A 24491-nucleotide genomic window follows, 5' to 3' on the forward strand; every position below is an offset into this window, starting at 1 on the left:
TAATGTGGAAATGTGAAAATGTGAGAGTGTGGGAATTGTTTTTTTGGACTACAAAGACACGACGATGTAATTTTTCACAAAGGATTACGCGCAGGCCTCCCCCCTGCGGGGAAGCCGGGATGAGTTGTTGCAAGAGCATTTTTATGATAACAAAAATTAAATTAATAACACTCCTAAAAAAGCAAAAGGCTGCTGATAGCTGACGGCTGACAGCTGATTATGTTTAAACTTTGGTCTACCATACTGAAGGATTTTCGCATACTCACAAGAGATAAAGTGGGGCTAACCCTTATGTTCCTGATGCCCGTGGTGCTGGCTATTGTAATTACATCTGTACAAAACAGCACTTTTGAACTGGTGAACGAAAATAAAATTCCGCTGCTGATTTATAATAAAGACAAAAAAGCTGTTTCAATTGAACTGGAAAAAGCCCTGGATAAAGTTGGCATGTTCAACATCAATACAATTGATACAATAAAAAATGGCGATGATATAAAAAATCATATCAATACAAAAGACGCGTTGATAGCCGCCGTAATTCCTGAAAATTATTCCGATAAAGTATTGCAAAAAGCGAAGGCCGTTTCACGCAAAGCGCTGAAAGATCTTGATATACCGGCAGATCCTTCAGCAGCAGTTACCGATACTGCCATGAATATAATACTGTATTATCACCCGGTATTGCAACAATCTTTCCGTAAAAGCATTGATGGTGGCTTGCAGAGCGCCCTGCAGGTGGTGCAGAGTAAATACATCGTGCAAAGCCTGTATCAATACATTAATGATGAAGCTATTCCAGACAGTCTCGAAAACCAGATCATCAGCAACCAGACACCCGTGCAGCAGATAGCGGTATCAAAAGGAAATATGCACGGCATACCTAATGCTACACAGCACAATATTCCTGCATGGACAATATTCGCCATGTTCTTTATCGTAATATCCTTAGGCAGCAGCGTGGTACGGGAAAAATTAAGCGGCAGCATTATCCGTCTCAGAACATTGCCCACCCATTTCGGCATTTCAATCATATCTAAGGAAATCACCTATATCATTGTTACACTCCTGCAGGCTGCCGTAATTTTTGCTATCGGAAAATATCTTTTCCCAAAAATGGGATTACCTGCATTGAATATACCGCACGATATTAGCGCATTACTGATTGTAACACTCCTCTGCGGCTGGTGCGCTGCCAGCTTCGCTATTTGTATTGGTATATTTGCCAACACGCAGGAACAGGCAAACGGTTTTGGCGCAGTTTCTATAGTTTTGCTTGCTGCCGTCGGCGGCTTATTGGTGCCATCGTTTGCCATGCCGTCTTCCTTCCAGTTCATTATGCGGCTTTCACCATTGCACTGGTGCCTTGAAGCGTATTACGGACTTTTCCTGGAAGAAGGCAATTTGAAAGATATTTTTACTAATATTACACCTTTACTGACTATTACCATATTGCTCCAGTTTTTAGCATGGTACGGTCTGAAAAGAAAAAATTTAATTTGATATGGAAGCAATAGATAAAGAACAGCTGAAGCAAAAGCTGAAAGAGCAGATCATACAGTTTCTTAACCTTACAGATAAAAAGCCAGAGGATATAAAGGATGATGAACCGCTTTTTGGTGAAGGCCTGGGGCTTGATTCTATTGATTCTATTGAACTGATCGTTTTACTCTCAAGGGAATATGGCATCAGTATACAAGACCCCAAAGAAGGCAGGAAAGTGTTGGTAGATATCAACACAATGGCAGATTATATTGAGCAGCACCGCACCAAATAAATTCCAGGTATTGAGCAGTATTGTTGTAACAGGTATCGGCATCATCAGTGCTATTGGCGATAATGCAGAAACAAACAGGAACGCTTTAATAAACGGCGTTTGCGGCATTTCCAATCTTGAGTTTTGTGAAACAAAGTACGCGGGATTACGCCCCTGCGGTGAAATAAAAAAATCAACCCGGCAGCTTAAGGATATACTTAACGCACACGAAAGCGGCGTAACACGCAGCTCACTGTTAGGGCTACACGCTTTTATGGAAGCATGCGCTGATGCAAATCTTACTCCGGCGCAAATTGCAGCCACAGATACCGCTTTAATCGGCGGAAGCACGGTTGGCGGCATGTGCCTTACAGATGAATTATATCATGATGCAAACTCCGGCGAAGAAGGTTCGGAATACCTCGCATCGTATGATTGCGCATCCGTTAACCTGTACCTGCAGCAACGCTATAAAATGGCAGGAATTATTAACACCATCAATACGGCCTGTTCATCATCCGCCAATGCTGTTATATATGGTGCAAGACTGTTAAAACACAGTTTGGCCAAAAGGGTTATTGTTGGTGGCACGGATAGTCTTGCCAAGTTTACCATTAATGGTTTTAATGCGCTGCATATATTATCTCCTGAAAAATGCGCTCCGTTTGACAGAGACAGAAAGGGTTTAAATCTTGGAGAAGGCGCTGCCTTTTTAGTATTGGAAAAAGAAGAAGATGTTGCCGGCAAAAAGGTATATGCAGTATTGTCCGGTTATGGCAACAGTAACGATGCCTATCATCCCTCTTCATTATCAGATGCCGGAGAAGGACCATACCTGTCTATGCAAAGCGCATTACAAACCGCAGGTTTATCCGCAGCCGATATCAGCTATATAAATGCACATGGCACCGCCACGGAAAATAATGACGCGGTAGAAAGCACCGCGATGTTAAGATTATTTACTTCTCCCCCACCCTTTACTTCTACCAAAGGCAATACCGGGCATACCCTTGGCGCTGCCGGCGCTATTGAAGCAGTATACAGTATTTTCAACCTGCATTACCAGGAAATATATCCCGCATTAAATTTTAATAACCCTATCGAATCAACGGGATTGCAGCCTGTACGTGAATATAAAAGCCATACTATTCAGCATGTAATGTCAAACTCCTTTGGCTTTGGCGGTAATTGCAGTTCTTTATTGTTTTCGAAGTATAATTAACCTGAGGAAGCATCCGAAAGCCTCCACAATACAGAGATTTCATTTAAAAAAGACATTTTAATTTCAAAAGAAAAACGCCTGTTATAATAAGCGATAAAAGAAGATTTATGAAGGAATTGAGGTTGCTCGTTCGAGATGACGCCTGTTAACGTCATTCCGATCCCGCCTGTACGTTGTAATTAATTAAACCAATTTACGGCGGGAGAGGAATCCGTTGGGCTATAGAGCAAAACCTGAGCATTAGTACCAAAGCCCGGCAGATATTTCACTCGCGTAAAAACGATGATAGCACAATCCCCGTGTTGCTCGTTCAATATGACGCAAACCGGCAGCCGTCTTTCCGAACCCGCCCTCGTGAACTTTGAATTAAAGGTATTTTGCGGCGGGTGAACCTCCTGCAACTTTCAGAATGGAAACTACTGAAGATTTTTTCTAAAAGCGAAACCTCTGCTGCTATGTGCTATTTCCATATAAATTGCAGACATTTGCCGCAATGTATATTCACCAGCACACCTGTATTTCAGCGCAGCAAACATTTGACGCTATTGATTTAAATACCATAAAAGAATCAGTAAATAATAAGCTTTTGGCTATTGAGCCGAAATACGAAGGTATCCCTCCCGGTATTTTACGCCGTATGGGCAAGGCGGTCAGACTGGGAGTTGGCACCGCATTGCCGGTCATTAAAAATAATGAAGGCATTGACGGTATTATCATTGGTACAGCCAATGGAGGAATGGAAGACTGTATAAAGTTCCTTAACCAGATCATTGACTATGAAGAAGGCATGCTTACCCCGGGCAATTTTGTGCAAAGCACACCTAATGCCATTGCCGCGCAGACCGGCTTAATGGCTGCCAACAAATCTTACAACATTACACATGTGCACAGGGGACTGGCTTTTGAAAACAGCCTGCTTGATGCAATGATGATGCTGAAAGAAAACCCGGAAGCAAAATACCTTGTTGGTGGCGTAGATGAAATATCTGCGTATAATTATAATATTGATTACCTGGAAGGCTGGTATAAAAAAGAAAAGATTACCAATACAGGTTTATACGATACCGCATCTGAAGGCAGTATGGCAGGTGAAGGAGCTGCAATGTTTCTGGTTAACAATAATAACGTTAATGCATCTGCACAGATCAAAGACATTTATACCATTCATACAACAGATGTGCTGCTGGTAAAAAACGCACTAACGGTTTTCCTGAAAAAAAATAAAATTGCACCCGAAAATATAGACTTGCTGCTGAATGGTGAGAATGGAGACAACAGGTTGTTAAAATATTATACGGGTGTAGAAAGCATTTTTCATCAACGCACTTCCATAGCCAGGTATAAGCATATGACAGGCGAGTTTCCAACATCCACGGCAGTTGCGCTTTGGCTGATTTGTCATGGCAGGCTACCTGCGCAGATGTTTAAATCCGGGTATCCCGGAACTACCATGCAGCATATCCTTATCTATAACAATTATAAAGGAATACAACATGGTTTTATACTCATTAACAAATAACTATATAAGATTAATACTAAAATATTTCATAAATCGTTTGGTAACAATTCAGGACTTTACAGTTATTGCATAGCACTCTAATTAATTCGAAAAAATACTTAAACAACTATTCAAATGAAACATCTGAAATTACCTTTACTTATTCTTGCACTCTGCATTTCAATAAGCAGTTTTGCGCAAAGAATTAAAGTTTTAGAAGGAGATATTCCTGCCGATTTTAAAGACCAAAAATCTGTTAACACAGAATTTACCTATGAAAATATTGGCGTAGGTAAATACGATAAAGAAGAAGATTACATTAAAGCTAAAACGGAAGAGTATAATCAAAAAGAACCCGGTCGCGGCGATAATTGGGCTAAAAGCTGGATTGCAGACAGGAAAAACAGGTTTGAACCTAAGTTTGATGAACTGTTTACCAAGTACAGTGACCTTACCCTGAATAAAAATTCAAAGTATACCATTATATTCCATACTACTTTTTTAGAGCCAGGATTTAATATTGGCATTACCAGAAAAAATGCTACCATCAATGGCGAAGCGCTTATTGTAGAAACAGCCAATAAAAGTAAAGTGCTTGCAAAGATCAGTATAGACAAAGCTCCGGGAAAATCCTTCTGGGGAAATGATTATGATACCGGCGAGCGTCTTTCTGAATGCTATGCTACAGCAGGACGTGCGGTTGGAAAATTTGTAAAAAAGTAGCTTTAAGATTGTTATAAATAACCGTAAAGACGCACAGCGTTTTAGAGAAAACAACGAAGGCTATAATTTGACCAGGCAAAAGCACCCCTTTTGCTGTCTCTGTAACATGCTTTGTGATCTTTGCGGTTAACAAAATATTCAAAGGCACATACCTAATTAAAATCACCCGGTTAGTATAATCAAAATCATATTATAACTGAAGAATGTATAGGAATTTTGCCCATTATGTCAGATTCCACATTCGATCATGCGTTAATTACAAGGTATAACCAGCCAATTCCCCGTTATACCAGCTACCCTACAGTACCCTTCTGGAAAAATAATATTGATAAAAACTCCTGGTCGGAAACATTCAGCAAACAGTTTTCCCTGCAAAACAGCAACACCGGCATCAGCCTGTATATTCACCTGCCATTCTGTGAATCGCTTTGCACCTATTGCGGCTGCAATAAAAAAATCACTACCAATCATTCTGTCGAGGATAATTATATTGATGCCATTGAAAAAGAATGGAAGCTCTACAAGGCTTTAATGGCGGAAAAACCGCTCATCAGGGAAATACATCTTGGCGGCGGAACACCTACTTTCTTTTCACCGGAAAACCTTGAGCGCCTTCTCCATATATTTTTAGACGACAGCCATACACACCCCGATCATGCTTTTAGTATAGAAGGACATCCCAATAATACTACAAGGCAGCACCTCGATACCTTATATAGCCTGGGTTTCCGGCGTATCAGCTATGGCGTGCAGGATCTTGATCCGAAGGTTCAGCAGGTAATCAATCGCATACAACCAGCGTCACAGGTAAGGTATGCTACGGAACAGGCAAGAGCGGCAGGTTTTACATCGGTAAACTTTGATCTCATTTACGGATTGCCGCTGCAAACAAAACAAAGTATTGAAAATACCATTCGTGAAGTTATATCGCTCAAACCTGAGCGTATTGCTTTTTACAGTTATGCACATGTGCCATGGACAAGCAAGGCACAGCGGTTGTTTGACGAATCTGATCTTCCTTCGGCAGAAGAAAAAATCCAATTATACCTGCTTGGAAAAAAACTCCTGGTATCTGCAGGTTATTACGATGTGGGAATGGATCATTTTGCATTGCCGGAAGATGAATTATACATTGCGAAACAACAAGGCAAATTACACCGGAATTTTATGGGATATACAGTGCAGGATACAGGCATTCTGCTGGGTCTTGGTGTATCTTCTATCAGCGATACAGGAAATGCTTTTGCACAGAACGAAAAAACTTTGCATGATTACTATGATAATATCAATAACGGGAGGCTTGCAATAAACCGGGGATACTTCCTGGATGAGGAGGATGTAGTCTTCCGCAATTATATTAAAAACATCTCCTGCAATGGTTATACCAGGTTTCGCCCGGAAAACCTTCCGCTTTTGCGCGAAATTTGTTTTCCACTGCTTGAGCAACCGGTTAAAGATGGTTTGGTAGTATACAATGACGAAGCATTGGAACTGACACAAAAAGGAAATTATTTTATCAGGAATATTTGCAGCGTCTTTGACCTTTACCTGCAAAAAAACAAAGTAACTACCGGCATTAAAACCTTTAGTAAAGCGATATAGAAAGCTGTAATACTGCGAATACGCAAATAAAATACAGTGCAGGCTTTGGCTATTTATCATTTCAGCAACCGGTATCCAAAACAAGCTTCTATATTAAAAGCCCTGAATCTGCCATTGTACCTGTTGCGGCTGGCTTCTACAAAATCATTATCACTGTTTGCAGAAACTTCCGGACGCATGTCATCTCCATCAGGAAAAGAAAATGAAACGCTATTGTGTGAGACACCTGCCCCGATACTGAAATCAAACAGGCATCTTTTATCCTTTCCAAATACGGTTTGCATGCCAGCCCTGCCCAATAAGTACCATTCCCTGTTGTGTGCATTATAAGATTGCCATCTTTGATAGGATTGATCATTTTCGTAAAAATAGTGCCACCCGGAAAACCTGGTGGTTACCCACTTATTACCGTAAGAAACCGAGAGATACGGCCAGGCCTTTGATCTGCTGTTGATAAGCCTGTTTCCCGCAATATAATAGCGAAGTTCATGTCTCAGCCGCACTCCACTCGTTGCAGTTTTTTCATACCCATAATCACCATAAATATAATCGGCTGCAAAACGTACTGAAAAAGAAGGATGAAAACGGTATTCTGCTCCCGCCGAAGCACTTATATCACTATCCCAAAGCGATAAGGGTGTTACCGATACCGGCCAACTGTACAACAATTCAGATTTGTTGTTTTTTTGTGCATATAAACCGAAGAAGGATATAACAAATAAAAATGAAAGAAAATGCTTTTTCATTATTGCAGAGATCATTTTTTTATTTCGGATAATACCACCGGGTTTGCCGGGGTGCTGATATCATACAATACCATCCCTCCTTCTATCATACAAATAAGCACATTATCCACCGGAATGCAATCAAAAAAAGTATATCCTTTTTTAGTAGTAACCAGCCTGGGATTAGCGCCATCCTGTACATTAAACACGTCCAGGCCTGCCGCGCCATCGCACACATACAAATAATTATTATGCAGGCCCAAACCATGTGGATTATTCATATCCTGACCGAATACCCTGGATGGCGATCCGGCACCCGCACTTACATCATACACATATAACGCGTTAATATCACCACTGCAGTTATTACCTGTTCTAACAGTTACATAAGCATATTTATCATCGGCCACCACAGGGTCGCAGGCACGTATATGCGAAGCAGTACCTTCAACAACCGGTTGCCCGGGATTACTGATGGAAATAACATACATGGCATCTGTAGAACCAATAAACAGCTTATCCTTCCAGGGAAAAATAGTTTCAATACTATTATTCCAGCCCAGTTGAAGGGAGTTTACCTGTTCTGGCTCAGCAGGATTTTGCAGGCTGAAGGTGTGCAGCTCATCTCCGTCTACCACATACAGGTGCATTCCGGAAATAGTAAACCTTGCTGTTGATCCGCCTTTACCCGTAGCAGCAACGCTTCTGTTACTGTCTTTTTCACAGCCTATAGCTGCAAGCAGAATAAACACCAATATATACAGATATCGTAATTTCATTTTAGTATTTGCATTTGGGTGAATAAATTTTCTTCTTCGTCCAGCCAATAACCATTCCTTTCGCGGGATCAACACATTCAAAATAACCGCTTTCGGGCGGTGTAACTGTCGACACTAACGTGAAGGCATTCTCTATATACTTTGTTATAGTAATATTTTCCGGCGAACTGATATCAAGCACCAGTAAGTCATTATAAGTATTGGTATAAAGTGAATTGTTCAGGATGCTGATTTCCTGTGCACCGGCTATCGGAATAAATCCTTCTCTAACCGGTTTGGAAGGGTCCGCAATAGATATTACATGAATGCCTTTCCCATTTTCTACCTGGTATAAGAGTTTATCTTTCACATAAATCTTTCCTGCATTTTCAATAGCCTGTGGTTGTTGAAAGCTGACAGATGATGGTTTTGCCTTTTCGGCATACACAGGTACATATCCTTCTGTTTCTTTTGGAGGTGGAGGATCAACCGTGCAGGCAGAAATACAACACACACATATAATGGGAATTAGCTTCTTTATCATAGCAGCATTTTTAGGTTATGAGAAAGCGAAACAACTGGCTGACAGGAAAAGTTGAATAACCATTGCATGACAGGTAATGTATTTTTTTGATAAAGTAAAAACCGACAAAACCATGACAAGCCAATGAATGGAAGATATACGATTGTGTAAACCGCAAGGTTGGAAACCAGTGATGAACAGCAACAGTAGTTTAAATTAGTATATTAATTTATTTTTGGCTCAGCACAAATTGAAGTTTATGGAAAAGGCAATTATTTTAACCAACGGCTTACTGGCTACTGAAGATGCAAAAACCGCGCATGGTCTTATACGGGAAAGCAACCGTTATACAATTGCCGGTCTGGTAGATGCTGTACACGCAGGCAGGGATGCAGGCGAAATACTGGATGGACGTTCCCGCAATATACCGGTATTTGCAACAGTAGCGGAAGCTGTAGCAGTCGTGCAGCCTGTTCATTGTATTGTGGGTGTAGCCACCTCCGGAGGTATTTTTCCCGGAGCATTACTGGATGAGGTAAAAGAAGCCATACAACTGGGATTATCTGTAGTGAACGGATTACACGACCTGTTAAGTGACAATGAAGATATAGTAGCGCTTGCAAAATTGAAAGGAGTAACGTTAACGGATATACGAAGACCGAAAAAGATGAAAGAACTTCATTTCTGGTCGGGCGATATTTTATCACTTACCACACCCATAGTTGCCGTACTTGGAACAGACTGCGGCTTAGGTAAACGCACAACAACCCGCTTTTTAATGCATGCCTGCAATGCCGCCGGTATAAAGGCGGCAATGATTTATACCGGGCAAACCGGCTGGTTGCAGGGAGGTAAATATGGTTTTGTACTGGATGCCACACCAAATGATTTTGTTTCAGGGGAACTGGAACATGCTGTATTAAGCTGCGTTAAAGAAACAGGTGCGGAGATTATTTTTATAGAAGGTCAGGCTGCCCTACGCAATCCCAGCGGACCCTGTGGTGCTGAAATGTTGATTTCAGGCTGTGCAAAATCGGTAGTGCTGTTGCATGCGCCTAAACGGGAATATTACGATTTTAAGCCTGCATTGGGGAAAATACACTCCCTGTCTTCTGAAATCGAACTGATAGAAAAATATGGTTCAAAAGTTATTGCAATAGCGCTGAATACTGAACATTGTAACCTTGCCGAAGCGGAACAGTTTCAAAAAAAATACGAAACCGATCTTGGATTGCCGGTATTGCTTCCTTTAGAAAAAGGAGTAACAACACTTGTTCCTGTACTTGCTTCTTTAGTGAACAACAGCAAAATATTAATATGAAGATTATAGAGGCAAATGCGTTTATCAAAAACCTGCGGTTAAAAAAACCATATACTATTGCCAGGCAGCAGATTGAAGATGTAGAGAATGTTTTTCTTGAAATAAAACTTGAAAACGGAATAACGGGGATAGGCGCAGCTAATCCGGAGTTTGAAGTTGTTGGTGAATCCCCGGCTGATACGCTTATCAACCTGGAAAAAGAAATATTACCGTGGCTAACAGGAAAGGATATACGGAGTTTTAATACATTGATTGATACTGTTGATACCATGTTGCCGCATAAACCCGGCACATTAGCCTGCACAGATATAGCCTTGCACGATGCTTTCGGAAAATTTATTGATATGCCGGTAACAGGTTTCTATGGAAAACATTATTCCGCTTTACCTACTTCTGTTACCATTGGCATACTGGATATACAACAGACACTTGAAGAAGCGGCCGCATTTAAAACACTTGGTTTTCGCATCCTGAAACTAAAAACAGGCCTCAATCCTGATGAAGACGCAGAGAAAGTCATTAAACTCCGCGAAACATTCGGTGATTATTTTATCATCAGGGTAGATGCCAATACCGGATATACGCTTAAGCAACTGGAACGCTTCATGCATCTCACCTCTAGTAAGCCCGTAGAATTAATTGAGCAGCCCTTACCACCCGGGTCTGATGAAGCACTTGAAACACTCTCTCCTTCCGCCCGGCAGATGCTTGCGGCTGATGAATCCCTGAAAGACAATACCTCGGCATTTAAACTATGCCAATCGGGCCGGTATGGTATTTATAATATAAAATTGATGAAATGCGGCGGCATCAGGGGCGCCTTCAAAATCGCGGCTGTAGCAGAACCTGCAAGCGCTGAGCTTTTCTGGGGTTGCAATGATGAAAGTATTGTGAGTATTGCCGCTGCGCTCCATGCCGCATTTTCATGTAAGCATACCCGTTATATAGATCTTGATGGCAGTTTTGACCTGGCAGAAGATATAGTTGAGGGTGGTTTTCTGGTAAAAGATGGCATGATGTCATTATCAGGAGGTGCAGGATTAGGAATTAAACGCATCTGCTGATAATGTTTGTGTTGTTTACTTTCTCATAAAAATAAAATATCTTCATAGCATACTGATCAATCATTTTAATCGTAACGACTATGCATCGCCGGGATTTCATCAGGCAGACTTCTGCAGCGGGTATTGCTTACGCAGCTTTCCCGATACTGCCTTCATTGCAGCAACCATCAAAATTTAAAACAGCAGTAATTGGCAGTGGCTGGTGGGGAATGAATATTACAAGAGAAGCTATAGCAGCAAGGCAATCTACTATAGTAGCATTATGCGATGTGGATGAGCGCAACTTAAAACCGGCCGCCGTTGAAGTAGAAAAACTATCAGGCGACAGGCCTAAACAGTATAAGGATTACAGGGAATTATTACAAAAGGAAAAGCCGGAAATAGTAATTGTAGCAACGCCTGATCACTGGCATGCCCTCGCAACTATTGACGCTATAAAAAGTGGCGCACATGTATATGTAGAAAAACCCATTTGCCATACCATTAATGAAGGTAAAGCAATGGTAAAGGTTGCAAGAGCATATGACCGTATTGTACAGGTAGGCACGCATCGCCGCGTTTCGCCGCATAATATATCCGGCATGGAATTTTTAAAGTCGGGAAAGGCCGGTAAAATAGGTATGGTAAGAGCGTTTGTGCATTATGGTGGCGGTGCCGGTAAAATTATTCCTGACGCAGAAGTGCCCAAAGAACTGGATTGGAATATGTGGTGCGGCCCTGCTCCAATGCAGCCATATAACCCAGCTATACATCCAAAAGGGTTCAGGCAATTTTTAAATTATGCCAACGGACAATTAGGAGATTGGGGAATGCACTGGATGGACCAGATACTTTGGTGGACTGAAGAAAAAGGCCCCAGGAAAATTTTCTCATCGGCTGCACGCCATATCCGCACAGACAATACGGATGCCCCGGATACACAAATTGTGGATTTTGAATTTGAATCGTTTACTGCAACATGGGAACACAGGTTATACGCTGCTAATGAAGCAGAAAAAACAAATATCGGCTGCTATTTCTATGGCACAGAAGGCACTTTTCACATGGGGTGGATTGATGGGTGGACATTTTATCCTGCTGATCCCAAAAAGCCGGTTCAGCACCAGGATGCCATATTACATACTGCAGATAAGCATAATATTCCTGAATTATGGGCCAACTTTATTGACTCGGTGAGGAATAAGAAAAGACCTGTCTGCGATATCGAAACCGGGCAACGATCTACCAATATGTGTTTACTGGGAATGTTATCCCACAAACATGGCAAGAGCATTGACTGGGATCCTGAAAAACAAATAATCCTGAACGATCCTGAAGCAGAAAAACTTCTGCAGAGAGTATACAGGAAACCCTGGGAATATCCCGTATAGTAAGATAAGGCTAAAGTTAATCCATCAATCTTCCACTACGGCCTCTTCTCCATACATCTGGCTTTTGTATCTTAAAGATGGAGAGGGAATAAATGTACCCAGTCCTAAATTATCCCATTTACTATCTACCGACGCAATGGTTTCAGCATTTGCTACAATAATATTCGGCCAATCTCTTTCAAAATCATCCAGCGCTTTGGTTTTTCGGGTACCATCAAGTCCTACACATGCAATCCGCTTACCTTTTAGTTCATCAATATACTCAACTAAATGATGATCTCTTTTAGGATCGAGGTTATTGCAAAAACGCCATAATGCCACAGGCAAATCATGGGGGTTTACATTATACTCAACATATAATATCATCTTTATCGCCTGCATACCCGGCACATTTTTACAAATGTTTTCATGAAGTTGGCTGATATGTCCTTTCCTATCCTTTTTAACCGCTACAATCAAGCAGGGAATATTAATATTTTGTAAGTCAACATTCGCCATCCTGATATCAGGATAATTATCCAGCAAAAATTTTTCTTTTACTTTTTCAACCGCAACATCATGCTCATACCTGTCATCCAGTTCCTCTGAAAATTTTCTTGTGCCATCAATACACATTTTTCCGCCAAAGCCGAGCTTGCTGCAGCTATGATCCAAAACATCCATAGGTCCATTTGAAAAAGAAATATCTGTTGCCACATTTAAGTTGGCAAACACCTGTTGTGCAAGCTTTTTGTAATCCTGTATATTGGTAAGCTCATCTGCAATAACCAGTATTTTATTAAACATCATTTGTCCTGCGCCCCACATAGCATACATTACTTTCTGCCCCTGCCCGGCAAACTCCTTTTTGATTTTTGCAATAACAAGATTATGAAATACGCCCTCGACAGGCATTTCCATATCAATGATTTCCGGTACCATCGTCATCTTGATCGGTGCAAGAAATATTCTTTCTGTCGCTTTTCCCAACCATGCATCTTCCTGCGGCGGAATACCTACAATGGTAGCCGGATAAACAGGTGATTTTTTATGTGTAATGCAGGTAACATGAAAGCGCGGATACCAATCGGGTAGCGAATAATAACCTGTATGATCTCCGAATGGTCCTTCCCAAATCATTTCTTCTTCGGGATCAACATATCCTTCAATTATAAAATCAGCATCTGCAGGTACTTCCAGTTCAGGCTGCGTAATACATTTTACAAGCTCTACCTTTTTCTTACGCAAAAATCCGGCAAGCATATATTCATCAACATTTTCCGGTAAAGGAGCAGTAGCAGCATATGCATACGCAGGATCACCACCAAGCGCTACCGCCACGGGCATTCGTTTACCTTCCGTTTTATAGCCATTAAAATGCTTCGCAGATACTTTGTGCTTATGCCAATGCATACCGGTAAGTGTTGGTCCAAAAACCTGCATACGATACATACCTACATTACGTATGCCTGTATGCACATCTTTTGTATGAATAATGGGCAGGGTTATAAAAGGTCCGCTATCTTTAGGCCAACAGGTAATAACAGGTAGTTTTCCGAGATCAGGATTATCAGTTATAACCACTTCCTGGCATTCTCCTCTCCCACTTTTTACTTTAGGCATCCACGATGCAAACTGCCCAAGTTTGGGAAGCATATTCAGCTTATCTAAAATCCCTTCTTTAGGTTTTGTCAACAATTTAAATAAGGCTTCAATTTCTTTAGCTATATCATCAAGATGCTGCACACCCAGCGCCATGCACATACGCTTTTCGCTGCCATAAGCATTCATCAATACAGGAAAATCAAACCCGGTATTCTCAAACAATAAAGCTTTCCCACCATTATTGCTTTTGCTTATGCGGTCAGTAATTTCTGCTATTTCCAGTTTGGGATCTACAAAAGCTTTTATCCGGACAAGTTCTCCGGCTTTTTCGAGAGCGTTAATAAAATCCTGCTGATTCCTGTATGCCATACTATTTATCTTATATCGCAAAGATAAAACACAAACCAGGCCGATCAGGATTTAAGCATGGATAAATATTTAAGAAAATCTTTCCGGAAACCTTTTTCTCCGGGCACAAAACTTAGATTATTCCAGTTATGATTGCCCTCTATTAATAAAGGCCCATTGTTAGTAACAGCAACATCCCAGCCTATTGACTTGTTTTCTGGCACAAGCCTTGCAGCATTTACTACAAGCTGCAAACATTCCTGCCAATATGGTATCTGAAATCCTTCAATCGGCTCATTGGTTACAGGATGGTTATATACATCAGGCTTCATCCTGTTTAAATATATCCCCGGTTTGTTGATTTTACCGGTTTGCAGGTCAATGGAGCAACCAAAATTTCTGCTGTAATTATCTGCTGATAAATTGTCAATATCGGAGTTTACGCTTACTCTTAAAAAGGCTAAAATTATGATCACTTCGCTTTCCAAATATTGAGTGACTATCCTGATCGTATTAAGTCCTGCAGAAGACATTCTCATCAGTGCATCGTGCTGTACAACGTAAGACTCAAGCAGATCAAAACCTTTACTTTGCATAAGAGCGAGCACTTCTTCTTTATTTCTATTTTCAATATCTATTATCTCAACTGCCTTACCGGCCTGACCGGTAGAATTTTTAATAACAACTTTGCATTTTACTTTGCTAAAAAAGTTTTCAGCAAAAGACGTGTCTGAACTCAGCTTAGACAGTGTAGCCCATTCCCTGCCGGTTAACCCTTCAAATTGTTCAAGAAATAATATTTTATTTTTTAGCACATTTCTGTATTTCTGGGGATTCATCGCCAACTGATATTCATACATAAACCCGGTACAGCTCCAATCTTCACGTTCAGATTCATCTAAATCATAAAAACGAAATGAAAAATAATCAAGTGGTGAAGCATTATATTTAAACACTGTATAAATCACCTGCCTGTAAAGGTAAAACGCCGAAACGCCTTTCTTTTCTTTTACATATCGCACATATTCTGAAAACAAAGTCCACGGGGTCTTCACTACGTAATATACCAAATAGAGTAGTCGTTTAACAATCATGTATTTATTCAATGTTGTATCTATGATCCAAATGAAAAATCCAATTAGTAAAATGCTTATTTATGAATCAAGATACATCTTAATCATAAACGCATAAATTTTTCATCAGGCAATTACATTCAGGGCTATAAATGGGGTAAAGCAAGATTCTTAAACAGAAGATAGTGGAATTCAATATTAAAGAGGTTGTATAGAACTATTAAAGCAATAAACCTTGCTGCAAAATAAAGTGTTTAATTAAAAAAAACAACAATTAATATACATTACGGGGGCATGCCAATCCCGGAGCGCTGCCCCCACCAAGGCGTCCCAGGGTACGATCTGACTTAAATAAGCGATAAGTAACAGTAATACCCGAAAAGTAATACCAGTCTTTTGTTTTTGGATTTCCCCTGACAGCACCTGCAGTAGGATATACAGGATTCCCGTTTTTTACTTCACCGCCCCTGTATGCAAGCTCAGCGGGTTTTGTGCCATGAGGACCTGATATCAGCACATTGTAATCAGCATAAGTGGTGCTCACATCATCAAGATAATCAGTAAACGTTTTATTAAAACGAAATTCCCATCCCAGCGTTACTCTCTCATTTACTGCAAATTTAACTCCTGCACCAAAAGGTAATGAAAACTGATCCAACTTATATCTTTGGCGCTCAGGATATTGTGGATATCCCTGTCCTTCGGTTCCATAAGGCTGTAACCACCTTCTTGAGCCCGAAGAATCTGTAGTATATGGAGAAAAATGAAAAAAAGAAATACCCGCGAAAACATAAGGTGTATATCTCTTTTCTAATACATCAAAAATATCATAAACAATGGTTGCACTTGCATCATAAACCCTGGAACCAAAATCAAGATTACGTTGCCTTTTAGCAAGACTTGAACTATATTTATCTGAGGCCTGAATCGTACCAACGGTAGCAAGCCCTCTTAAATAAACCTTATCCGTTATGGCAATATTTCCTCCTAAAGCAATAGCAGGTTTAGCCTGGGAAAACGTATACCCGTTTTCCTGCAATTCCCCCTGGTAGTTGGCCAGTCCCCCAAAAGCTTCAAAACTGAATCTTTCTATTACCTTTCTCACGAACCCCTGCGAATATATTTGCCCGTACGCAAAAAGGCAGCATGTTGCAAAAATGATTTTTTTCACTGGTTTTTGTTTTGATGATACGTTTACAATAACGTACAGGTTGGCAAAAAATTTAATAACAGAATAACAAAATATAATGCCAAAGTAAACTCAAAAACGGCATGTTAATTTGTTAATTTTGCTATCCCCTGAAAAAATCTCCCGAAAACCTGCTTTACCAAAGGCTTTGGGGATATTCTCCCCTGGCTACCAATGTGTTAATGCTGTTTTCTACTACAGGAGCATCCTCCTTATATGTTACGCCAAACCATTCAGATTGGGTTGGGATAACCTTCATTACACTGTCCGGCAGGGTTATAAATTTCGCCGCCACATCAACTACATATATTTCAGCTTTAGGCTGATGGAGATTCTTTTGAAGAAATTCTTCAAACATTTCTTTACAAATACTGAAAACGTATGGGGTAAAGCACCAGAAATTCATTGATACTTTTGAATCAGACGGCACCTCAACTTTTTTATCTCCGTCTTCATACACGATCTTATCTCCTTCAGCATATATTTTGGTACGCTCTGCTATGGCTACCAGATTACCTGATGCATCAACTTTACAAACACCACGGCTTACTGAACCATTATCAGATAATGTTTTTATTAACTCGTATCCAACTAAACCAAAAGTGTGATCATTTGCGCTTTCTGTCAAAAATTTATACGCTTTTTCAAAAGCATCCCTGCCATAAAAATCATCTGCATTAATAACAATAAAAGGTTCTTTTACCGCAGCGGAAGCACAAAGCACAGCATGTGCTGTTCCCCAGGGTTTGGTTCTATCTTGTGGAATGGCGTGCCCTTCAACAAATGAATGTAAATCCTGGAAAACATAGTCAATAGCAACTTTATCTTTCAGTTTAGGCTCAAAAATGGCTTTAAAATCTTCTGCAAATTCTTTCCTGATGATAAATACAACTTTTCCAAACCCGGCGCGTACCGCATCATAAATAGAATAATCCATGATGGTTTCTCCAGATGGTCCAAAACGCTGTATCTGTTTTAAGCTGCCATATCTTGAGGCCATTCCCGCGGCCATTATCACTAAAGTAGGTTTCATGTATTAATACAATTAAATGAATAAATACGCCAACTTACACAAGTTGTTTTATCGTGTCTTAATTTTTTGAGCAGCGAAAATAAAGAATAAAAGCCAATTGCTTATATATGTAACTTGTTTTTGCAGTTTGCTAAAATCCTGCAGTCACAAAAATCTAAAGTTTTTACAGGCTTAATATTTTTCCTTTTCTTTATTTATTAAAACTGGTGAATGCAACATACAGTTCAAAACATGGCTGCGCTTGAAATAGACGCAAAAGCATTTTTAGGCGAGGGTGCTATCTGGCATCCCCTGGAGCATGTATTGTATTGGGTAAATATTGAGGGGAAGACCTTGCACATATATGATCCTGCCACAAAAGAGCTTAAAACCTTTAATATGGGAGAGCGCATTGGCACTGTTGTTTTTGACAAACACGGAAACACCATTGCTGCGCTGCAAAATGGCATTCATACAATAGATATTCAAACCGGTGAACTGAGTTTGATTGTCAATCCTCTTCCTCATAAAGATATCAGGTTTAATGATGGTAAATGCGACCCGGAAGGCAGGTTTTGGGTTGGATCAATGCATATAAACCAGGTAGAGGGTGCCGGCTCATTATACCGCATGGATCATGACCTGGGTATACACAAAATACTTGATGGCATAACTGTGTCAAACGGGATTGTGTGGAGCCTTGATAAAAAATTGATGTATTATATTGACTCTCCTTTAAAACGGGTGGATGTATTTGATTATGAGAATGCAACAGGAAATGTACGTAACAGGAGAATTGCCTTTACAATACCAGAAGGCTTAGGCTCTCCTGACGGAATGACTATTGACAATGAAGGATACTTATGGATTGCTGTTTGGGGCGGTAGCTGCGTTGGAAAGTTTGACCCGCTGACAGGAGAAATGAAGCTGAAGATCACCGTTCCTGCTCCCCATGTTACTTCATGTGCCTTTGGAGGAAATGATATGGATACACTTTATATAACAACTGCCCGTGAAAATCTTACTGAAGATGAATTAAGAAAATATCCGTTAAGTGGCTCGGTTTTCTCCGCAAAACCCAATAGCAAAGGCATACCTGCCCATTTTTTTAAAGGAGCAGTGTAATACAAACATTATGCGCTTCCGTAAGTTGAATTAGACTGTGGAATGTATATAGTTATGCAGCTGATCAATGGTTTCCTGTTGCGCAAGTATGGTTTCTTTTACTATATCAAGCACAGAAACAACGCCATAAAATTCATTATCAACAAATACAGGCAGGTAGCGGATATTATGCGCTGTCATTATTTCCATACAGTCTTCGAGTGTGTGATCCGGCGTTACTTTTGGAAGATGCTCCAGCATAATTTCACTAACAGGGGTATCACTGGAAGATTTTCCAAGCAGGATAACTTTACGGGCATAATCCCTTTCTGTGGCTAAACCACAATAATTGCCATCAAAATCAACCACGATCACCGAACCAATATTTTTTTCTGACATGATTCTAAGCGCTTGTAAAACAGTAACATCAGGAGTGATTGTGATGTTATGACGCCCCTTGCGTTGAAAGATATTGGCAACCGTTCTCATTTTTACAGTTTTAGTTTATAATATGATTGATTAGCTCTCAAAAGATACGATATTTTTTTTTATAACATTTCAAAATGTTTCTAAAAAAATGTTTTTACCAAACAATAACTTCTTCTGACACAAGTTTATATAGTGGTTGCTCAAGACAGGCTTTAGTGTTTTGAAAAAAACCAGGAAAATCAATATCCCTGATGATGAAGACCAACTATATCCTGGCCTTAAAGGCGCTATTTGTGTATGTATGCGGAAGAGACAAGACCTCTTTTTCCCGGTTAAATATTTATAAACAGTATTTTGCTTCACGGTATTTTCAAAAATCATTACAGTTTTTTTTGGTATTGCTTTCTTTCAGTGCAATACCTCAACATATGTATGCTGCTGTTGACAGGGGAATTTCCATCAGTGTAAATAATCCTTCTGCCCCTGCGGGCAATAATGTAGTTTTTACATTAACCGCAATAAACAACGGCACCAGCCCCGCAACCGGGGTTACCGTAACTGATATACTACCTTCCGGTTTCACTTATCTTTCATCATCAGCCTCCCAGGGAACATATGATAATACAACAGGCATATGGAGTGTTGGAGCACTGGCTGCCGGCGATGATGCAACGCTAACAATAACGGCTACTGTAAATGTAGCCGGCTCATATCAAAATACGGTTTCCATTTCCGGAACTGAAGCGGACACTAATAACAGCAATGACAATGCATCTGTAACAGTAACTCCCTCGGTTAGTCAACCGGTATTTGCAGCAGGCAGCAGCTCTTCACGCTGCCAGGATACCGGCAGAATTACATATAGTGCAACAGCAGCCAATTCAACCGGAATAACCTATAGTATCTCACCACTTTCCGCAGGATCAATTAATGCGATGACAGGCGAAGTAATATGGAGTGGTACCTTCAGCGGAACGGCTACCATCTCTGCCAGTGCGGCCGGCACCAATGGTCCCTCCGGAAATACGCATACCGTAACCGTAAACCCGTTGCCCACCGCTTCCATATCATACGGAGGTGTTCCATATTGCAGAACCGGCACAGTTGCAGTAATGCTTACCGGTCAAACCGGCGGTTCTTACAGTTCCACCACAGGATTAAGCATCAATTCATCCACCGGTGAAATAAATTTGGCCTCCTCTACAGCAGGTACATATAATGTTACATACAGTTTCAGTAACGGCAATTGCAATAACAGCACAGATGCAACTATCATCATCAATGATATACCCTCTGTAGTTATTACTGAGCCGGCGCAGGTTTGCAACCCGGCTACCATAGACATTACAGGAAGTAACATTACAACCGGAAGCACTGCGGGACTAACGTATACCTATTTTTTGAACGATGCTGCCACCATTGCATTAACCCATCCTGAAACAGTAGCTGAAACAGGAACATACTATATTAAAGGTACCAACAGCAGTGGATGCAGTGATATACAACCTGTGCAGGTGACTATAAACAATATTGCTGCAACCTTAACAAGCAGTGCCGGCGCTGTTATACAGGGAAACAATTTTACACTTACAACAGGTGCCGATACAGACTATGAAATAATCTCATGGTCGCCAACTGCTTTATTTGCTGACCAAACAGCAAAAACCCAAACAGCAACGCTTAAAGATTCCTCAACAACTTTTACTGTGATCGCTGTTTCAGAAGATGGTTGCAGAGATACAGCTACGGTGAAAGTGGCGCTTGCCGGAGGTGCTAAAGACTTGTTTATACCTAACGCGTTTACCCCTAACCGCGATGGTAATAATGATGCATTTAAAGTTTATGGCTCAACAATCATAGGTGCGGAAATAAAAATTTATACGCAATGGGGAGCACTTGTATACGAAACAAATGACAACACCAAAGGTTGGGATGGCACAAGCAAAGGCGTAGCACAACCTGTTGGAACATATATATATGTTGTAAAAATAAGGACCAGCGACCAGGATACATTTTTGAAAAAAGGAACCATAAACCTAATACGATAAACTTTTTGAGATGAGAAGCATATTGAGGAATATATTGTTAATGTGGATGCTGTTGATGAGCAGCCGGGCCATAAGCCAGGTAGATCCTCATTTTTCACAGTATTTTATTCAGCCGATGCTGCTTAACCCTGCACTAACAGGTGCTATTGAAGGAGATTATCGTGTATCGGCCATTTGGCGAAGCCAGTATGAAAATACTTTCACCACGGCTGGTGTATCGGCAGAAATGGTGACAAACAAAAACATAAATCTTGGTATTAATATACTCAATCAATCTTCTTCTGACAAAGCATATAATTTTTCCAATGCTTACCTGAGCGCGGCATATACCGGGGCAAGATTTGGAAATCATTACATGGTGATGGCTATGCAGGCGGGCTTTATAAACCGCAGGTTTGATGTAAGCAAATTGCAGTTTGGCGACCAATGGACTGCAGGCATTGGATACGATCACAATACCACATCAGCAGACGCATTCAATCGCCCATCTGTTTTTACATTTGACGCTGGGGCAGGCGCTTTGTATTATGATGCTACGCCCGATAAAAAAATAAATCTCTTTGCAGGATTTTCAGCATATCATTTAAGCCAGCCGAAAGATCCGTTCATTTCAGGTTCAGGAGAAAAGCACCTGTTGCCCATCAGATATAGCGCACATGCAGGAGCTAGAATTATACTGAATGATTTCTTCAACATTGTTCCCAACATTCTGTATATGCGCCAGGGAAATAGTGAAGAAAAAATGGCAGGGGCATATGTACAAATTAACGCAAGCGAAAATGTTGACCTTATGGTTGGCGCCAATATGCGTTTTAATGATGCACTTTCGCCCTTTGCAGGTTTTTATTATAAAGGGCTAACCGTAGGCATGAGCTACGACACCGGTATTTCAACAAAAGATGCTATGACCATAAACCGGAATAGCGTGGAAGTGTCTCTTTCCTATACCTGGTGGCGAAAAAATTCCATGCAGACCAAACCATTTTTTTGTCCGCGCTTTTAAACCTATATCATGTTTACAATACCATATAAAATATTTCTGCTAAGATTGTTTGCGGTACTGGTAATGATGCCGGCAATAAGTGCTATGCCGCAATATGCTTCAGCGCAAAACAATGTTCGCGGGTACTATGTTAAAGCCGAACAATTATTTAAACAAAAAAAATACTACGAGGCTATTCAGTATTATGAAAAATACCTCGGCGAAGAAGTGTCAATAACCGCAAGATCTAATCCATTTGCCGTACAAAAAAAGATCAAAGGCAAATCCAATCTGAGCACACGCAACGAGTCGGTTTATCATCTTGCAGAAAGCTACCGGCTTTGCAACAATTATACAAAAGCAGAAAAATGGTATAAAGAGGCTACCGGTTTTGATAAAAGTGCATACCCTGAATGCCTTTACTGGTATGCTGTTACACTCAGGGCAAATCAAAAATACGATGATGCCCTTACCGCATTTACCGCATTCAGGGAGTCTTATACAAATATGGACAAGCTTTTAACCGGTGCAGACAGGGAGCTTGAAAATTTAAAGTTCATCAAACAACAGCTGGCAAAAGAAAAACAAACCTTTACTGTTACTCCCGTACAGATGCCTGAAAATATATCGGCATATGCTATGAACTACGCTGCTGAAGACAAGACAGCATTTACATCCATAAAAAGCGATAGTAGTTCAAATGATAAAACATTAACGTATGCAGTAAGCTTATATGAAACTTCTTTTGATGGCTCAAAGATTGAAAAAACTGAAAAAATAAATTTCCCTGAAGAAAAAGGTTATCATAATGGTATGGCAACTTTTGATACAAAGGGAAAAACAATGTTCTTTACGAGATGGAAAGTTGAAAACGGTAAAACTATTTCATCCATTTACAAGTCTAAAAAAACAGATACGGGCTGGACAAAGCCAGTGAGCTTAGGGCAACCGGTAAATGTTGAAGGATCAAATACAGCTCAACCATTTATTACCGCAGATGATAAGTATTTACTTTTCTCTTCTGATCGGGCCGGTGGTATTGGGAAATTTGATCTGTGGTTTGCGCCGCTCGACAGTAATTTAAATCCCCTGCTGGTAACCAATATGGGTAATATTGTAAACACTGCAGAAGATGAGCTTGCGCCCTCTTATCATCAAACCAGCAGAACACTTTTGTATTCAAGCAACGGGCTCACCGGCATGGGTGGTTTTGATATATATTCTGCAAAAGGAGATTTTCAACTTTCTAACTGGGATAAGCCCAAAAATGCGGGGTATCCCATCAATTCATCAAAAGACGATCTGTACTATATAAGCACCGATGAAGATAATCTTTGGAATACGGGAATATTAAGTTCCGACAGGAATAGCGAATGCTGCCTGGATATGTTTGCCGTAAGACAGGATAATAAGCAAATTATTAAAGGATTGGTCATTGATTGTAAAAGCGGATTACCATTACCAGGCGTTTCTTTATCTATACGAAATGCTAAAAGAATTTCAAGAAACTTTATTACGCAGAACACCGACTACAATGGCAATTATAGCTTCAGCCTGAATAATGCCTCAAGATTTGAAATTACTGCCAACAAAGAAGGCTATGAACCGGTTGAACAAAGCTATACGATATACTTTGATTCCGGAACAGATACGATCCGCAATGCGGTACTTTGCCTGTCAATGGTTAAAAGCATAAAAGATATTGCCGTACAAAACGCTATTGATGTATTGAATGAAAGCTCCACCATAGCTAAATTCCCCTACAATAAATCATCGTTGGTAAAAGGTGCTCATTACGAGCTCGATTCACTCGTATCACTTATGACCAATAACCCTTACATAACCATAGAAGTTGGAGGATACACTGACAGCAAAGGTTCAGAAGAATACAATCTCCGGCTTGCCCAAAAACGTATTGATGCATGTATCAAATACCTTGTGTCCAAAGGTATAGCCAGAAGCAGGCTTATCGGCAAAGCCTATGGAGAATGCTGCCCGCTCGAACCTGAAACCATGGATGGTGTGGATAATCCTGCTGCTCGGGAAAGGAACAGAAGGGTTGAATATAAGCTGATTGAAAAAGAATAATAACAATAAAGGGTAGCAAATATTAAACAGGCGGTTATTAAAAGTGTACTTATTTATTCATAAGTTAAAAATATG

At 40.4% G+C, this 24491-nt stretch carries 21 protein-coding genes; 13 read left to right on the top strand and 8 right to left on the bottom strand.

The features are described from left to right. Nucleotides 1–219 precede the first annotated feature (219 nt). The 6 genes from DC498_RS15480 to hemN all read left to right on the top strand — a co-directional run bounded on the left by DC498_RS15480 (nt 220) and on the right by hemN (nt 6798). On the top strand, nt 220–1500 hold the full coding sequence (locus DC498_RS15480; RefSeq protein ID WP_116875086.1) for an ABC transporter permease: 1281 nt from the start codon (nt 220–222) through the stop codon (nt 1498–1500). A 1-nt stretch (nt 1501) separates the two neighbouring features. After that, complete coding sequence (locus DC498_RS15485; RefSeq protein WP_116875087.1) at nt 1502–1774, top strand: phosphopantetheine-binding protein; 273 nt, start codon at nt 1502–1504, stop codon at nt 1772–1774. Nucleotides 1775–1784: 10 nt separating this feature from the next. Further along, nucleotides 1785–2975, top strand: coding sequence for a beta-ketoacyl-[acyl-carrier-protein] synthase family protein (locus DC498_RS15490; protein WP_116875088.1), 1191 nt, complete (start codon nt 1785–1787; stop codon nt 2973–2975). 493 nt (nt 2976–3468) lie between these two features. Next, nucleotides 3469–4494, top strand: coding sequence for a beta-ketoacyl synthase chain length factor (locus tag DC498_RS15495; RefSeq protein ID WP_116875089.1), 1026 nt, complete (start codon nt 3469–3471; stop codon nt 4492–4494). A 114-nt stretch (nt 4495–4608) separates the two neighbouring features. Further along, on the top strand, nt 4609–5196 hold the full coding sequence (locus DC498_RS15500) for a hypothetical protein (RefSeq protein WP_116875090.1): 588 nt from the start codon (nt 4609–4611) through the stop codon (nt 5194–5196). 225 nt (nt 5197–5421) lie between these two features. Beyond that, nucleotides 5422–6798 (top strand): oxygen-independent coproporphyrinogen III oxidase, encoded by a 1377-nt coding sequence (gene hemN, locus DC498_RS15505; protein ID WP_116875091.1) that lies wholly within the window; start codon nt 5422–5424, stop codon nt 6796–6798. A gap of 56 nt (nt 6799–6854) precedes the next feature. Here hemN and DC498_RS15510 read toward each other — a convergent pair whose 3' ends face one another. Genes DC498_RS15510 through DC498_RS15520 form a run of 3 tightly spaced genes read right to left on the bottom strand, consistent with a single transcriptional unit; the run spans nt 6855 to nt 8825 of the window. Then, entirely contained in the window at nt 6855–7544 is a 690-nt protein-coding gene (locus DC498_RS15510) for a hypothetical protein (protein ID WP_133176867.1), read from the bottom strand. Between the two features lie 11 nt (nt 7545–7555). Next, nucleotides 7556–8302: an LVIVD repeat-containing protein gene (locus DC498_RS15515; protein WP_116875093.1), complete on the bottom strand. Its 747-nt coding sequence runs from the start codon at nt 8300–8302 to the stop codon at nt 7556–7558. Between the two features lies 1 nt (nt 8303). Continuing rightward, entirely contained in the window at nt 8304–8825 is a 522-nt protein-coding gene (locus DC498_RS15520) for a hypothetical protein (RefSeq protein WP_116875094.1), read from the bottom strand. Nucleotides 8826–9063: 238 nt separating this feature from the next. Between DC498_RS15520 and DC498_RS15525 the strand changes: the two genes are divergently transcribed. The 3 genes from DC498_RS15525 to DC498_RS15535 all read left to right on the top strand — a co-directional run bounded on the left by DC498_RS15525 (nt 9064) and on the right by DC498_RS15535 (nt 12559). Then, nucleotides 9064–10125, top strand: coding sequence for a DUF1611 domain-containing protein (locus DC498_RS15525; protein WP_116875168.1), 1062 nt, complete (start codon nt 9064–9066; stop codon nt 10123–10125). Further along, nucleotides 10122–11189, top strand: coding sequence for a mandelate racemase/muconate lactonizing enzyme family protein (locus tag DC498_RS15530; protein WP_116875095.1), 1068 nt, complete (start codon nt 10122–10124; stop codon nt 11187–11189). The genes DC498_RS15525 and DC498_RS15530 overlap by 4 nt, the downstream gene beginning before the upstream one ends. An 80-nt stretch (nt 11190–11269) precedes the next feature. Beyond that, the gene (locus tag DC498_RS15535; RefSeq protein WP_116875096.1) at nt 11270–12559 is read left to right on the top strand and encodes a Gfo/Idh/MocA family protein; all 1290 of its coding nucleotides are present in this window, start codon (nt 11270–11272) and stop codon (nt 12557–12559) included. 24 nt (nt 12560–12583) lie between these two features. Here DC498_RS15535 and DC498_RS15540 read toward each other — a convergent pair whose 3' ends face one another. The 4 genes from DC498_RS15540 to DC498_RS15555 form a co-directional block, all read right to left on the bottom strand. Then, nucleotides 12584–14512, bottom strand: coding sequence for a menaquinone biosynthesis decarboxylase (locus DC498_RS15540; RefSeq protein WP_116875097.1), 1929 nt, complete (start codon nt 14510–14512; stop codon nt 12584–12586). A gap of 44 nt (nt 14513–14556) precedes the next feature. Further along, nucleotides 14557–15561 (bottom strand): sugar-transfer associated ATP-grasp domain-containing protein, encoded by a 1005-nt coding sequence (locus tag DC498_RS15545; RefSeq protein ID WP_165813858.1) that lies wholly within the window; start codon nt 15559–15561, stop codon nt 14557–14559. Nucleotides 15562–15838: 277 nt separating this feature from the next. After that, nucleotides 15839–16735: a DUF6089 family protein gene (locus DC498_RS15550; RefSeq protein ID WP_165813859.1), complete on the bottom strand. Its 897-nt coding sequence runs from the start codon at nt 16733–16735 to the stop codon at nt 15839–15841. A gap of 154 nt (nt 16736–16889) precedes the next feature. Next, nucleotides 16890–17786 carry a nucleotidyltransferase family protein gene (locus tag DC498_RS15555; protein ID WP_116875100.1) on the bottom strand — a complete coding sequence of 299 codons (897 nt, stop codon included), beginning with the start codon at nt 17784–17786 and terminating at the stop codon, nt 16890–16892. A 210-nt stretch (nt 17787–17996) separates the two neighbouring features. Here DC498_RS15555 and DC498_RS15560 point away from each other — a divergent pair, with 210 nt between their 5' ends. Then, nucleotides 17997–18890, top strand: a complete 894-nt coding sequence (locus DC498_RS15560) for an SMP-30/gluconolactonase/LRE family protein (protein ID WP_116875101.1) — start codon at nt 17997–17999, stop codon at nt 18888–18890. Between the two features lie 30 nt (nt 18891–18920). On the opposite strand, the gene DC498_RS15565 is transcribed toward DC498_RS15560, so the two are convergent. After that, a complete protein-coding gene (locus DC498_RS15565; RefSeq protein WP_116875102.1) occupies nt 18921–19358 on the bottom strand; it encodes a CBS domain-containing protein in 438 nt (145 codons plus the stop codon). A gap of 191 nt (nt 19359–19549) precedes the next feature. Between DC498_RS15565 and DC498_RS15570 the strand changes: the two genes are divergently transcribed. From DC498_RS15570 to DC498_RS15580, 3 genes are read left to right on the top strand one after another with little or no spacing between them, the layout of a single operon-like run. Continuing rightward, a complete protein-coding gene (locus tag DC498_RS15570) occupies nt 19550–21346 on the top strand; it encodes a gliding motility-associated C-terminal domain-containing protein (RefSeq protein WP_116875103.1) in 1797 nt (598 codons plus the stop codon). Nucleotides 21347–21356: 10 nt separating this feature from the next. Next, nucleotides 21357–22349, top strand: a complete 993-nt coding sequence (locus DC498_RS15575) for a PorP/SprF family type IX secretion system membrane protein (RefSeq protein WP_116875104.1) — start codon at nt 21357–21359, stop codon at nt 22347–22349. Between the two features lie 9 nt (nt 22350–22358). Then, nucleotides 22359–24416 carry an OmpA family protein gene (locus tag DC498_RS15580; RefSeq protein ID WP_116875105.1) on the top strand — a complete coding sequence of 686 codons (2058 nt, stop codon included), beginning with the start codon at nt 22359–22361 and terminating at the stop codon, nt 24414–24416. Nucleotides 24417–24491: the final 75 nt, after the last annotated feature.

The organism is Terrimonas sp., from assembly GCF_003075435.1.
Lineage (GTDB): Bacteria > Bacteroidota > Bacteroidia > Chitinophagales > Chitinophagaceae > Agriterribacter.

Coding starts and splice junctions, on each gene's coding strand:
- DC498_RS15535 (WP_116875096.1), top strand. CDS start 11,270: ATGCATCGCCGGGATTTCATCAGGCAGACTTCTGCAGCGGGTATTGCT.
- DC498_RS15500 (WP_116875090.1), top strand. CDS start 4,609: ATGAAACATCTGAAATTACCTTTACTTATTCTTGCACTCTGCATTTCA.
- DC498_RS15480 (WP_116875086.1), top strand. CDS start 220: ATGTTTAAACTTTGGTCTACCATACTGAAGGATTTTCGCATACTCACA.
- DC498_RS15515 (WP_116875093.1), bottom strand. CDS start 8,302: ATGAAATTACGATATCTGTATATATTGGTGTTTATTCTGCTTGCAGCT.
- DC498_RS15510 (WP_133176867.1), bottom strand. CDS start 7,544: ATGAAAAAGCATTTTCTTTCATTTTTATTTGTTATATCCTTCTTCGGT.
- DC498_RS15580 (WP_116875105.1), top strand. CDS start 22,359: ATGTTTACAATACCATATAAAATATTTCTGCTAAGATTGTTTGCGGTA.
- DC498_RS15560 (WP_116875101.1), top strand. CDS start 17,997: ATGCAACATACAGTTCAAAACATGGCTGCGCTTGAAATAGACGCAAAA.
- DC498_RS15525 (WP_116875168.1), top strand. CDS start 9,064: ATGGAAAAGGCAATTATTTTAACCAACGGCTTACTGGCTACTGAAGAT.
- DC498_RS15520 (WP_116875094.1), bottom strand. CDS start 8,825: ATGATAAAGAAGCTAATTCCCATTATATGTGTGTGTTGTATTTCTGCC.
- DC498_RS15530 (WP_116875095.1), top strand. CDS start 10,122: ATGAAGATTATAGAGGCAAATGCGTTTATCAAAAACCTGCGGTTAAAA.
- hemN (WP_116875091.1), top strand. CDS start 5,422: ATGTCAGATTCCACATTCGATCATGCGTTAATTACAAGGTATAACCAG.
- DC498_RS15555 (WP_116875100.1), bottom strand. CDS start 17,786: ATGAAACCTACTTTAGTGATAATGGCCGCGGGAATGGCCTCAAGATAT.
- DC498_RS15485 (WP_116875087.1), top strand. CDS start 1,502: ATGGAAGCAATAGATAAAGAACAGCTGAAGCAAAAGCTGAAAGAGCAG.
- DC498_RS15540 (WP_116875097.1), bottom strand. CDS start 14,512: ATGGCATACAGGAATCAGCAGGATTTTATTAACGCTCTCGAAAAAGCC.
- DC498_RS15575 (WP_116875104.1), top strand. CDS start 21,357: ATGAGAAGCATATTGAGGAATATATTGTTAATGTGGATGCTGTTGATG.
- DC498_RS15570 (WP_116875103.1), top strand. CDS start 19,550: ATGATGAAGACCAACTATATCCTGGCCTTAAAGGCGCTATTTGTGTAT.
- DC498_RS15565 (WP_116875102.1), bottom strand. CDS start 19,358: ATGAGAACGGTTGCCAATATCTTTCAACGCAAGGGGCGTCATAACATC.
- DC498_RS15495 (WP_116875089.1), top strand. CDS start 3,469: ATGTATATTCACCAGCACACCTGTATTTCAGCGCAGCAAACATTTGAC.